General features: G+C 65.6%; 12 protein-coding genes. 5 read left to right on the forward strand and 7 right to left on the reverse strand.

Going from position 1 to position 12,494, the window contains the following annotated elements; translation table 11 throughout:
• Positions 1 to 136 precede the first annotated feature (136 nt).
• From ABGV18_RS08175 to hemH, 3 genes are all read right to left on the reverse strand, one after another.
• Positions 137 to 1,546 carry a DegQ family serine endoprotease gene (locus ABGV18_RS08175; RefSeq protein ID WP_396585598.1) on the reverse strand — a complete coding sequence of 470 codons (1,410 nt, stop codon included), beginning with the start codon at positions 1,544 to 1,546 and terminating at the stop codon, positions 137 to 139.
• 147 nt (positions 1,547 to 1,693) lie between these two features.
• Complete coding sequence (locus ABGV18_RS08180) at positions 1,694 to 2,470, reverse strand: molybdopterin-binding protein (protein ID WP_396585599.1); 777 nt, start codon at positions 2,468 to 2,470, stop codon at positions 1,694 to 1,696.
• Between the two features lies 1 nt (position 2,471).
• A complete protein-coding gene (hemH, locus tag ABGV18_RS08185; RefSeq protein WP_396585600.1) occupies positions 2,472 to 3,584 on the reverse strand; it encodes a ferrochelatase in 1,113 nt (370 codons plus the stop codon).
• Positions 3,585 to 3,802: 218 nt separating this feature from the next.
• On the opposite strand from hemH, the gene trxB reads away from it, so the two are divergent.
• From trxB to ABGV18_RS08200, 3 genes are all read left to right on the forward strand, one after another.
• Positions 3,803 to 4,762 carry a thioredoxin-disulfide reductase gene (trxB, locus tag ABGV18_RS08190; RefSeq protein WP_396585601.1) on the forward strand — a complete coding sequence of 320 codons (960 nt, stop codon included), beginning with the start codon at positions 3,803 to 3,805 and terminating at the stop codon, positions 4,760 to 4,762.
• Between the two features lie 69 nt (positions 4,763 to 4,831).
• Complete coding sequence (locus ABGV18_RS08195) at positions 4,832 to 5,188, forward strand: hypothetical protein (RefSeq protein WP_396585602.1); 357 nt, start codon at positions 4,832 to 4,834, stop codon at positions 5,186 to 5,188.
• Positions 5,188 to 6,087 carry a hypothetical protein gene (locus ABGV18_RS08200; RefSeq protein ID WP_396585603.1) on the forward strand — a complete coding sequence of 300 codons (900 nt, stop codon included), beginning with the start codon at positions 5,188 to 5,190 and terminating at the stop codon, positions 6,085 to 6,087. The genes ABGV18_RS08195 and ABGV18_RS08200 overlap by 1 nt, the downstream gene beginning before the upstream one ends.
• A gap of 33 nt (positions 6,088 to 6,120) precedes the next feature.
• On the opposite strand, the gene yfbR is transcribed toward ABGV18_RS08200, so the two are convergent.
• Together yfbR and dgt are read right to left on the reverse strand one after the other, a co-directional pair.
• The gene (yfbR, locus tag ABGV18_RS08205) at positions 6,121 to 6,735 is read right to left on the reverse strand and encodes a 5'-deoxynucleotidase (protein ID WP_396585604.1); all 615 of its coding nucleotides are present in this window, start codon (positions 6,733 to 6,735) and stop codon (positions 6,121 to 6,123) included.
• A gap of 74 nt (positions 6,736 to 6,809) precedes the next feature.
• The gene (gene dgt, locus ABGV18_RS08210; RefSeq protein ID WP_396585605.1) at positions 6,810 to 8,252 is read right to left on the reverse strand and encodes a dGTP triphosphohydrolase; all 1,443 of its coding nucleotides are present in this window, start codon (positions 8,250 to 8,252) and stop codon (positions 6,810 to 6,812) included.
• Positions 8,253 to 8,356: 104 nt separating this feature from the next.
• On the opposite strand from dgt, the gene ABGV18_RS08215 reads away from it, so the two are divergent.
• Together ABGV18_RS08215 and purH are read left to right on the forward strand one after the other, a co-directional pair.
• Positions 8,357 to 9,415 carry an NAD(P)-binding domain-containing protein gene (locus ABGV18_RS08215; protein ID WP_396585606.1) on the forward strand — a complete coding sequence of 353 codons (1,059 nt, stop codon included), beginning with the start codon at positions 8,357 to 8,359 and terminating at the stop codon, positions 9,413 to 9,415.
• Between the two features lie 128 nt (positions 9,416 to 9,543).
• Positions 9,544 to 11,106 carry a bifunctional phosphoribosylaminoimidazolecarboxamide formyltransferase/IMP cyclohydrolase gene (purH, locus tag ABGV18_RS08220; RefSeq protein WP_396585607.1) on the forward strand — a complete coding sequence of 521 codons (1,563 nt, stop codon included), beginning with the start codon at positions 9,544 to 9,546 and terminating at the stop codon, positions 11,104 to 11,106.
• Positions 11,107 to 11,198: 92 nt separating this feature from the next.
• Here purH and ABGV18_RS08225 read toward each other — a convergent pair whose 3' ends face one another.
• Together ABGV18_RS08225 and ABGV18_RS08230 are read right to left on the reverse strand one after the other, a co-directional pair.
• Complete coding sequence (locus ABGV18_RS08225) at positions 11,199 to 11,384, reverse strand: hypothetical protein (RefSeq protein WP_396585608.1); 186 nt, start codon at positions 11,382 to 11,384, stop codon at positions 11,199 to 11,201.
• Between the two features lie 3 nt (positions 11,385 to 11,387).
• Complete coding sequence (locus ABGV18_RS08230; RefSeq protein WP_396585609.1) at positions 11,388 to 12,245, reverse strand: metallophosphoesterase; 858 nt, start codon at positions 12,243 to 12,245, stop codon at positions 11,388 to 11,390.
• Between the last annotated feature and the right edge of the window lie 249 nt (positions 12,246 to 12,494).

A 12,494-nucleotide genomic window follows, 5' to 3' on the forward strand; every position in this document is an offset into this window, starting at 1 on the left:
CATCGGGTAGCTGTTCTTTCCGGGAGGCCACACAAAAAAAACCCCGACCATCGGGTCGGGGGAGTGGTTCATCCATGAGGAGCCACGGAGTGGGATGGATGGGCCGGTTGGAAGTTCCTCCGGCGGCAGTCGTTTTTCAGTCCAGATCGACCGCCAGGAACAACGGCTGACCACGGCGCAGCAAGCGAATGGCTACCGGGCGCTTTTCCGGTGCCGCGGACAGCGCCTCGATGAGATCCGACTCGCTGCGCATCGGGGCCCGATTGACCTCCAGCAACACGTCGCCCGGCTCGAGCGACCCGGCGAACGGCGAGTCACGATCAACCGATTGGACCTCGATGCCGTAACGCACCCCGAGGCTGCCACGATCGGCCTTTTCCAATGGCGCGACGGACAAACCGTACGATGACAGGGCACTGCCCCCGGCGACCGCCGCGTCATCCAGCTCGGAAAGCACCACCTCGAACTGCATTTCCTCACCATTGCGGATCACCGTCACCTCGGCCGGCTCTCCCACCGGCGCGGCGCCCACCAGGCGCGGCAGCTGGCCGGAACGCTTGACCGGTTTGCCATTGAACTCGGTGATGATGTCGCCGGACTCGAGCCCCGCCTCGGCGGCCGGGGTATCCGGCTGGACCTGCGCGACCAAGGCCCCCTGGGTGTCGTCCAGACCAAACGAGCGGGCCAGCTCGTCGGTGACCGGCTGGATGAGCACGCCGAGATAACCGCGGCTCACCTCGCCGGTGTCCTTGAGTTGATCGGCGACGTTCATCGCCACGTTCACGGGGATCGCGAACGAGATGCCCATGTAGCCGCCCGAGCTGGTGTAGATCTGCGAGTTCACGCCGATCACCTCGCCGGCGGCGTTGATCAGCGGCCCGCCGGAATTGCCCGGATTCACCGGCGCGTCCGTCTGAATGAAGGGCACGTAGGTCTCGTTGGGCAGGTCACGACCGATGGCCGAGACAATGCCGTGCGTGGCGGAGTGATCCAGCCCGAACGGCGCGCCGATGGCCAGCACCCATTCGCCTACGGCGACCTCGTCGGAATCGCCGATGGTGACCGTGGGCAGGTCCTCGGCGTCGATCTTCAGCAACGCGACGTCGGTACGCCGATCCTCGCCGATCAATTCGGCGCGATACTCCTTTTGGTTGCTCAGACGAACGCTGATCTCGTCCGCGCCACCGACCACGTGGGCGTTGGTGATGACGTAACCGTCCTCGCTGATGATGAAGCCCGACCCCAGCGACTGCGCCGGCCGTGCGCGCGGCATCGGTCCCTGCGGCATCTGCTCGAAGAAATCGCGGAGCATGTCGCCCATCGGGCCCGGCGGCAGATTCGGCATCTGCGGCGGCTGCCCCGAACGGCCCGACTGCTGCCCCTTGGTGACGGTATTGATATTGACCACCGCGGGCGCGTTGTCCTTCGCCAGCTTGGCGAAATCCGGGTACTGCGCTTGGGCCGGCGACCCCAGCAGCCACATCGCCGCGGCGAATGCGACCGCGAGAAACACCGCGGCTCGACGGGTTGTCACGAATGCCATCATCGACCAACTCCTATTCCGGTTTGGAATCATGCGGAAGGTAACAGGTGAGCCCCCGCCCAAATCAAAGGGACCAAACGAGAAGGGGCCAGACGGATGAGATGGGGCTGGCCACATGAAGTTCAATCCCCTTGGCGGAGAGCACGGCCCTCATGCAGGGCGCTGCGAATGCACCGTGATCTCGCGGGCATTCAGGGCGGCGACCAACGCGATCATCGCCCGACCGACCTCCGAACGCTCACCCTTGAAGCCCAGCTCCAGCAGCCGCCGTTCGGTCGACAGCACCGGCAGGCTGAACAGCCGCAAGGTCGGGTGGGCCGCGCAGAAGGCCTCCATCAGATCGATCAGTTCACTCTCCGGGGTGTCCACCAGCCACAGGGATTGCTCCACGTAGCTCGCATCCCCCAGACCGGCCAGCGGGCCGGCGAGGATGTGATCGAGCATCGCGTGCGCCATCTCGGGAAAACCGGGCAGGAAAAAATGCCGATCGAGGGCAAAGCCCGGCACCCGGTTGACCGGGTTGGGCACCAGCTCCGCACCCTCCGGCAGATCGGCCATCAGGATGCGCTTGGGATAGGCGCTTTCGCCGAACTGCGCCTCGATCAGCGCGGCCGCCTCCGGGTGGCGCACCAACGGCCGCCCGAAGGCACTTGCCGCACAGACCCGGGTCAGATCGTCGGGCGTCGCGCCGATGCCACCAAAGCAGAACACGGTCGCGCCGTCCGCGCGGCTGCGGCGCAGCAGGTCGACGATAGTGACCTCGCGGTCGGGCAGAAACTGCGCCCAGTCGACCACCAGCCCACGCGCCGCCAGGCGCTCGGTGACCGCCGCGAGGTGACGATCTTGCCGACGACCGGAGAGGATCTCGTCGCCGATCACCAGCACGCCGATACCGGCGAGCGGGCCGCCCGCTTCTACCATGGTCATGTCACTGCTTGGCGCCGATCTTGACGGCGTTTTGGCGCACCCGCTCGCGCTCGCGCTGGTCCTCGACCGAGTCGAACTCGCTGTGTTCGACCCAGCCCTGGGTGTGCTGACGGACCAGGCGCGCCAGGGCGTCGAGGTGGTCGCCCCGGTCGTTGAGCGCCGGGATGTAGTGGTAGGTCTCGCCACCGGCCTCCTCGAAGTACTCGCGGTTCTCGTCGCCGATCTCCTCGATGGTCTCCAGGCAGTCGGCCGAAAAGCCCGGGCAGATCACGGCGATGTGCTTGACGCCCTGGCCGGGCAGGGCCTTCAAGGTCTCGTCGGTGTAGGGCTTGAGCCATTCCTCGGGCCCGAAGCGCGACTGGAAGGTGACCATGTAGTCGTCCTCGGACAGGCCGAGGCGCTCGGCGACCAGCCGCGAGGTGACGTAGCAGTGGCAGTGGTACGGGTCGCCATTGAGCAGGTAGCGCTTGGGCTCGCCGTGATAGCTCATGATCAGCTTGTCGGGCTTGCCGTGCTCGTCGATGTGCTCCTGGATGCTCGCCGCCAGGGCATCGAGATAACCGGGGTCCCGGTGGTACTGGTTGATGGTGCGCAACTCCGGCACCCAGCGCCACTGCATGAATTCGTCGAAGACGGCATCCAGCGTCGAGGCGGTGGTCGCCCCGGCATACTGCGGATAGAGCGGTAGCACGACCACGCGGCGGGCACCGGCCTCGCGCAGCTCGTGCAGGGCCGAGGGCACCGACGGGTTGCCGTAACGCATCCCGAGCGCCACGGTGACCGGGCCTGCCATCTGCTCGGACAGTCGAGTCTGCAGGCCCTTCTGCTGCTGGCGCGCGATGGTCAGCAGCGGCGAGCCCTCGCCGTGGTGATCCCAGACCGAGCGATAGGCCTCGGCCGATTTGGCCGGGCGGGTGCGCAGCACGATACCGTGCAGGATCGGCCACCACTTCCACTTCGGGATCTCGATCACGCGCGGATCGGAGAGGAACTGCGCCAGGTAGCGGCGTAGTGCCGGCGCCTCCGGCGCGTCCGGCGTACCCAGGTTCAGCAGCAGCACCCCCAGTCGTTCCGCACTGCCGTGCTTGTAGTCCGGTTCACCTTGGTAATTCATTCGATGGCCTCAACATTTTTCGACGAGTATCCTACAGTCTGGACGTGCCCGGCCGACGCGCCAACACGCGTCGCCGACCCCGAGACCGGGTCAACCCCGGGTCATTCTAGGCAAACCCGTCACACGTTGCCGGACCGAGTGGACTCACGCCGGCCCGGCGGTCGCCGTCACCCCTCGGCGACAATCACACCGAATAACCACAGGAGCGCTCCTTCACCATGGCCGACAGCAACACCCGCCACAGCAAACTGCTCATCCTCGGCTCCGGTCCGGCCGGCTACAGCGCCGCGGTCTACGCCGCTCGAGCCAACCTCGACCCGGTCCTGATCACCGGGATGGAAATGGGCGGTCAGCTGACCACCACCACCGAGGTGGAGAACTGGCCGGGTGATCCCGACGACCTCACCGGCCCGGCGCTGATGGATCGGATGAAGGCGCACGCCGAGAAATTCGACACCGAGATCATCTTCGATCACATTCATACCACCAAGCTCGACGAGCATCCTTTTACGCTCACCGGCGACCAGGCCACCTACACCTGTGACGCCCTGATCATCGCGACCGGTGCCTCGGCCCGCTATCTCGGCATCGAGTCCGAGCAGGCCTTCCGCGGCAAGGGCGTGTCGGCCTGCGCGACCTGTGACGGCTTTTTCTACAAGAACCAGACGGTCGCCGTGGTCGGCGGCGGCAACACCGCGGTCGAGGAAGCGCTGTACCTTTCCAATATCGCCGCCAAGGTGCACGTGGTGCATCGCCGTGACCGCTTTCGCGCCGAGGACATCCTGATCGATCGCCTGATGAAGAAGGCCGAGGACGGCAACGTCGAGATCCACTGGAATCACGAGGTCGACGAAGTGCTGGGCGACCCGATGGGCGTCAACGGCCTGCGCATCAAGGACACGGGCGGTGCGACCACCGACCTGGAGCTCTCCGGCGTGTTCATCGCCATCGGCCACTCGCCCAACACCGGCATCTTCGAGGGCCAGCTCGACATGCCCGGCGGCTACATCAGCGTCAAGAGCGGCACCAACGGCAACGCCACCGCGACCTCGGTCGACGGCGTGTTCGCCGCCGGCGACGTCATGGACCACGTCTATCGCCAGGCGATCACCTCAGCGGGCACCGGCTGCATGGCCGCGCTCGACGCCAAGGCCTTCCTGGAAAAACTGGGTGACTGATCCCGACTGACCATCGCTTCATCCGGCCGGTCGAATGATCGGCCCTCACGAGACTGAAGGAACACCGACATGGATCCAACCATCGCCGCCTACGTGGTGCTATTGGCACTGACGCTCGGCCTGACCGGCGCCCTGCGTGCCGAACGGGAACACTGCGGACGGGGCTTGCTGGTCGTGACCACCCTGGCCGGCTTTCTGGTGGTCGCCGCGGTCAGCGCCCTGCTGACCTCGCAGAGCGCGCTCGAGCTGGTGCTCTCGACCATCGCGGTGTTCTTCGGCGCCCAGTCGGCCGCCACGGCCTTTCTGTTGCTGCGCCAAGAGGTGCATACCGAACCGACGGACGAGCCGGACGAGCAGGAGCTACTCGACGACGAGGAGCGCGAACAGCAGTTCGCCCGTGAACGTCCCAACAAGGAGGTGTCGTGATGGGCATCGGACTGATGATCGACAACGCCGGCTGGTTCGCCTTAGGGCTAGTGCTAATCACATTGTCGGCACTGACCCACCCGGGGCGCCGCCGGGTCTGGATGTGGGCGCTGCCCCTGGCGATACTGATCGTGCTCGCCGGTGCGCTCTTTCCCGGTGCAGCCGGCGATCTGCCCGGCATGGGCTGGAAGGCCTGGCTCGCGATCGCCGCGTTGGCCTTCGGCGTGGCCGCGGCCCCGTGGTATCGGGCCAGCCGCGATCAGGACACCCGCCTGATCGACCTGGTGCGTGGCGCGGCGATCGTCCTGATCGGCAGCGGCATCACCATCACCTTGCTGGGCGTGATCGGCTGGGAGCAGACCACCCTCTACCTGGGCGCCTGGGATCTGCGGCTGGCCGCAGTCGTGGGTATCTTCATCGGTGTCTGGACCGGCATTACCGGGCTGATCCACTGGATGCGCCTGAAGGGTACATTGCGCGCCTCGAACCGCGCCTCGCGCAATCAGCGGATCGCCCAGTGGGTCGTGCTGGCGATCATCGGGGTGCTCGGCGTGATCGCGGTGATCTACCCGAAGGCGGCCATCGCGCCACTGGTTCTCTTGATCGTGCTGGCGATCGAATGGGCCGCTCTTGCTGCCCTGTCCCAACGGCACGAGGACCTGTTGCATATCCAGGCTCGCCACGTCGGCCTGGTGGGCGTGGCCATCATCACGCTCGGCTACGTGCAGAGCAGCCTGTTGCTGCTGGTGGTCGGCGGGCTGGTCGTTGCCGGCTCGATCCACTTCGTCAAGGGCCAGGGCGCCTTCTGCCAGATCTCGCGGCGCCCCTTCTACGCCGACGAGACACAGGACACCACCGACGAACGGGATGAGAGCGAGTCGACCACGTCGGCCAAATGACCCCGGCAATGACCCTGGCCATGCCGCAGCGCGTCAGTCGTGGCTCAGGTCGTCGAGGGTCAGCTCGAAGGCATCGACGAACCGCTGGCGGAAGAAGGCCACCGCCGGCAGATCGGTCATCTCGTCGAGCTTGCCGTACAGGAACTCCTCGGCGCGGCGGAATTCCTGGTTGCCGGCGGCCCGCTCCTCGATGCACTTGAGGTAGGCGGATAGCGAGTCGGCCGCCTTGACCAGCCGCAGCACCTCCGGCTCGATGCGTGCGCTCTCGATCACCTCGGCAAACGAGTCCTGCAACGAGTCGGGCAACAGGCCGATGATCTTGCGCTCGGCATGCGCCTCGAGCGCCTTGTAGGAATCCCGAATATCCTCGCGGAAGTACTTCACCGGGGTGGGCAGATCGCCGGTGATGATCTCGGAGGCATCGTGGTAGAGCGCTACGCTCACCACCCGACCGACGTCGTTGTCCTCACTGAATTCCTGGTTGCCGATCACCGCCAGTGCGTGGGCGATCATCGCCACCTGCAGGCTGTGTTCCTGGACGTTCTCGCTGCGTGTATTGCGCATCAGTCCCCAGCGGTAGATGTACTTCATCCGCGAGAGATAGGCGAAGAAGTGGCTTTTGTCGGGGCTTTGGTCGGAATCGCTCATCGGGCTTCCTGGAATCGGCTTGGACAACAACTCGGTCCTAGCACTGGGTCGTCTGAATGGGGTGGTCGGCGCGCTCAGGCCCGCGTGGTCGGGCGAAAACCGACCTCGCGGATTTCCTCGAACAGGCTGACGGCAAAGCTGTCGGTCATCCCCGAGATCATGTCGGTCAACAACTGCGCCTCGCGGTAGCGGATCGGCATCGGGTTGTCGGCTGACTCGAACACGCGCCGGTAGTTTTCCGAGATGCGCTGGTAGATGTACCCGGCCAGCGGTGTCGACCGCGGGCTGGCCGGATCATCCGGATCCTCCCGCCGGGTGATGGCGTACCAGAAGGCATCCATCAGGCCGTGGATCACCGCCAGGCCGGTCAGTTCCACCCGCAGCACCGACTTGTGCCGATAGGCGTGCTGCCAGTTGCAGGCCTTCAGGGCCGCCAACAGGCGCCCGCCGCGCGAGGCATCCACCAGCTCGCGCTCGAAGCGCCCCTCGGCCATGGCCGGCAAGGCGTCGATGAAGACCTCGCCGATCGCCTCCATCAACGCACCGATCGCTCGAATGCGGAAGGTCTGCATGGAGATGTCGTTGAGCTCGTCCGGCGAGAGGCGCTCCTGGCGATAGGCCTTGTGCTCGGCGGCGGCCGCGTCGCAAACGGCCGTGACCACCGGATCGTCCGGCGCCTCGTGGCGCAGGAAGGCGATGGTATCGGAAAACGAAAGCAGCCCCTTCTTGACCGCGTCTTCGGCATCCAGCACCGAGTAGGCGATGTCGTCACAGGCCTCCATGATCCAGGTCAGCGGGTGGCGCTGCCCGGAGGACAGGCCCGTGCCGGCCCATACCTCGTCCATCAGCCCCCGCTCGGACTGGAAGTAGCCATGCTTCTTGTGGGTGACGCGTGTGCGGTCGATCTCGTCACTGGCCGTCGGGTATTTCACCAGCGCGGCCAGGCTCGCCAACGTCAGGTTCAACCCGTAGTCGTCGTTGATCAGTTGCAGCTTGGTCAGCAGGCGCAGCGTCTGGGCGTTGCCCTCGAAACGCAGGAAGTCCTGCTTCATCGCGGGGCTCAAGGCCGGTTCGGCATCCAACACCTCGGCGCGATTGATCTCGAACCAGCGCGCGATCGCATCCTCGCCTTGGTGACCGAACGGCGGATTGCCCAGATCGTGGGCCAGACCGATGGTGGCGAGCAGGGCGGGGACATCGCGCAGCGCCTCGGGCAACCCCGCGGCGATCTCGTGATGGAAGACCAGGTCGATCCCCACCGAGCGGGCGAGGTTGGCCACCTCGTGCGAATGGGTCAGCCGGGTACGCACGCTGTCGGATCGATCCAGCGGGAAGACCTGTGTCTTGTCGGCCATCCGGCGGACCGGGGTGGAGAACAGCACCCGGTCGTAGTCGCGTTCGATGGCCGTGCGTGTTTGCGTCGGCGTGGTCGCCAACAGGCTCCCCTGCCCACTGCGGGGACGGCGTCGGCCGGGGTTGAGCCAGCGGCGCCAGTGGCTGTCGAGATCCTGCCTCATCACGATTCCTCGAGGGGTGGCCTGTACGAAATGCGGGGCCGTCGGGCCGGGCAATCACCACCGGCTTCTGCTAGCCTCCTTAGGCCCGGAAACGGGTTCAAGCCATGGCCACGCCACGGCCACGCAAGGACCCGGAAACCGACCGCAGGCTCGCTTTTCCACCAGGAGCAAAAGGGAAAAGAACGACCGCTGGCGCAAGCATAACCCCATACCTGCCGCAATCCAGCAGACGACGGACCGTGCCCGGACGTTGCGGCGACAGAACGTCCGCAGAACAGAACATCGAAGAGGGCACCGCCATGAACACCACAATCGGAGTGATCGGCCTGGGGCTGATGGGGACCGCCATGGCCCGCCAACTCGCACAATCCGGCTGGACGGTGACCGGCTTCAACCGCCACCCACGCAAACTCGAAGACATCCCCACCGCCGCGAGCCTGGCCGATCTCGCCAAAGGTAACGAAACCCTCTGGTTGATGGTCAGCGACTACCCGGCCTGCCGCGAGGTGATCGACCAACTGGGCGAGACCGGCATCCGCGACCACGTGGTGATCAACAGCTCGACCATCGCCCCGTCGGAGTCCGCCGAGATCGCGCAGCGGGTCGAGTCGCTGGGCGGCGAATACCTCGAGGCGCCTGTGCTGGGCTCCATCCCGCAGGCACAAAGCGGCACGCTGCAATTGCTGCTCGGTGGTTCCAAAGCGCTGATCGAACGCCTCGATCCGCTGCTGCGCTCCTTGGGCACGCCGACCCACTTCGGCGCGGTGCGCAGTGGCGCCGCGGCCAAGCTCGCTTTCAACCAGCTGATCGGCTCGCTGACAGCCGCCTTCTCCATGAGCCTGGGGCTGGTGCAGCGCGAGGGCGTCGATGTCGACAAGTTCATGGAGACCCTGCGCGAATCGGCCCTGTACGCGCCCACCTTCGACAAGAAGCTCGACAACATGGTCGGCCACTCGTTCGAGAACGCCAACTTTCCACTCAAGCATCTGCTCAAGGACATCCGCCTGTTCACGCAGAGCGCCTGCGGCCAGGGTATCGACACCCACCTGCTGATCGGCCTGCAGCACGTCCTCGAGGAAGGCGTCTACGCCGGGCATGGCAACCACGACTACTCCTCGCTCTTCGAGAGCATCGTCCACGAGGAGCCGACGACCCGGCACTGACCCCGGCCAAGGGGCACCCGGCGCGACTCAACAAGGGTCCGGCAAGCGGGTACAATGCGCGGTTTCCAGGTCGTCCAACCCGGGCGACCGGTGCCACTCTTCCATCGCTGATAAACCGGATATCCCCCATGACCCACCATGCCGTCGCGCCACGCCGCGCCCTGCTGAGCGTTTCCGACAAGACCGGGATCCTGGGCCTTGCCCAGGGACTGCATGCCGCCGGGGTGGAGTTGCTCTCCACCGGCGGCACGGCCCGCCTGCTGCGCGAGAACGACGTGCCGGTGCGCGAGGTCAGTGACGTCACCGGCTTCCCGGAGATCATGGCCGGGCGCGTCAAGACGCTCAATCCGCTGATCCACGGCGGCATCCTCGGCCGCCGCGGCACCGACGACGAGGTGATGGCCACCCACGGCATCACGCCGATCGACCTGGTGGTGGTCAACCTCTACCCGTTCGCCCGCACCGTGGCCGATCCGGACTGCGACCTGCCTACGGCGATCGAGAACATCGACATCGGCGGCCCAGCGATGGTCCGCGCGGCGGCCAAGAACCACAACGACGTCGCCATCGTGGTCAACCCGAGCGACTACGAGGTGGTCCTCGAGGAGATCAACGACGAGGGCATCTCCATGGCCACCCGTCAGCGCCTGGCCGGGGCGGCCTTCAGCCACACCGCCCAGTACGACGGCATGATCGCCGACTACCTGGGACAACAGTTCGAGGAAAGCGCCTTCGCGCCCACCTGGCACCTGCCGTTGAACAAGTCGATGGACCTGCGCTACGGCGAGAACCCGCACCAAAACGCGGCCTTCTACGTCGAGCCGGACGCCGCGCCGGGCACGCTGGCCCGCGCCCGGATCGTCCAGGGCAAGCCGTTGTCGTTCAACAATCTGGCCGATGCCGATGCGGCGCTCGAGTGCGTCAAGCAGTTCGACCGTGCCGCCTGCGTGATCGTCAAGCATGCCAACCCCTGCGGCGTGGCCACCGGTGACGACATCACCACCGCCTACGATCGCGCCTTCGCCACCGACCCGACCTCCGCCTTCGGCGGCATCATCGCCTTCAACCGGCCACTGGACGCCCACACGGCGCGCAGCATCGTCGAGCGGCAGTTCGTTGAGGTGATCATCGCCCCCGAGATCGGCATTGATGCCGCCACCGAGCTGGCCGCCAAGCCCAATGTGCGCGCGTTGGCCATCGACGACTGGTCGGTCAAACCGGCCCCGGGCAAGGACTTCAAGCGCATCGGCGGCGGGCTACTGGTGCAGGACTTCGATCACGGCGTGGTCGGCGCAGACGATCTGAAGATCGTCAGCAAGCGTGCCCCCGACGACACGGAGATCCGCGATCTGCTGTTCGCCTGGCAGGTGGCCAAGTTCGTCAAGTCCAACGCCATCGTCTACGCCAGCGGCCAGCAGACCATCGGCGTGGGTGCCGGCCAGATGAGCCGGGTTTATTCCGCGCGGATCGCCGGCATCAAGGCCGCTGACGCCGGCCTGCCGGTCGAGGGGTCGGTGATGGCATCCGATGCCTTCTTCCCCTTCCGTGACGGCATCGATGCCGCGGCCGAGGCGGGTATCAAGGCGGTAATCCAGCCGGGCGGCTCGATGCGCGATCAGGAGGTGATCGACGCGGCCGACGAGCACGGCATTGCCATGGTGTTCACCGGGATGCGCCACTTCCGCCACTGATCGAGACTTTTCGGTTCGGACACGAACAGGCCCCTCGAATGAGGGGTCTGTTTCATGGGGGCGACTTCACGGGGGCGGCGCTCCTCGCCGGATCAGGCAAACGGGTCGAAGGGGGCTTCTTGATCCTTGCGCCGATGATGGCGCTTGAGATCCAGTTCCAGTGATTTGATCAAGGTATGTTCGTCGACCGGCTCGCTGTCGCGACGGTCCAGCTCGCTACGCGCCGCGTCGATCAGGCCGCGCAATTCCGACAGGGAAAGACGATTGAGATCGGACATGGGTCAGCCGGTTGCGTCGATCACGGAATGGAAGTGATGCCCGCGACGCACGAACCGGTGGGTCCGCACGCTGGGATCATGGTAGTGCGCGCTCACGGCGAGGGTGTTGCCCACCTCGACCAGCGCCAGTCCACTGCCGGGCCGCTCGTCCCAGGCGCCGCAGTCGATCCAGAGCCGATTGCCGTCACGCACCGGCTGGCCGGTAATGGTGTGTCCGGCAATCACCCAGTCGATGCCGCGCACGCTGCGTTCTGGGCGACGACCATCGAGCACCTCGTGGATCTGCGAGCGTCCCCAGAGCATGGTGTCGAGCTGCGGGTCGCCTTTTTTTGAGGCCCAGTAAGTCAGCTTCTTGACCCGCTCGAGACGGGCGATGTTCTGATCCCAGTCCCACAGTGGCAACTCGGCGTGCACCACCCCGACGGCCGACGGTCCGTTACCGACCTGGATCATCAGCGGCATCTGGCTGACGAGATTCATCACCTCGGTGATCAGGTCGTCCCACTTGTCGTCATTGAGCTTGTCGTAGGGCTCCAGCAGCCAGGCCGAACCCATCGCCTCGAGATCGGCGCGCTGACTCGGGGTCAAGCATCGTTCGGCGAGCGCGTCGCGATGATTGGCGATCACTCGCTCGTGGTTGCCGGCCACCGAAAAAAACCAGGGCTCGCCCAGCAGGCGCAGGGTGCCCAGCGAGTCTTCGCCGTAGTCAATCAGATCCCCCACGGCAATGACACGGTCCCGCTCGGGGGAAAAATCGTGCTTGTCGAGGATCTTCTCCAACAGCGACCGACTGCCGTGCAGATCGCCAACGATGAAATCCCGACCCTGCGGATTCTTCAAAAGCTGTTTGAATAACGTCATGTAATCTAAGCAACAACGCCTGCGCCACGGCATGCGACGGCAGTCTGGCATGCCAACAACGGTTGGATTGGGTCGACGCTCCGTCCGGGACATAAATCGGCAACGAGCTGGGAGACATCGGTGCCGCGCGAGGACGGGGCGGGCAGGCAGCCCGCCGATCGTATAATCGGTATGTTCGCTAAAAAATAGCGTCAGGTCAACAGCTTGGCCAACGCGTGATCCGGTTGTGGGCGGCGCCGCCAAACAACC

Origin of the sequence: Guyparkeria halopsychrophila (assembly GCF_044582135.1) — a bacterium.
GTDB lineage: Bacteria > Pseudomonadota > Gammaproteobacteria > Halothiobacillales > Halothiobacillaceae > Guyparkeria.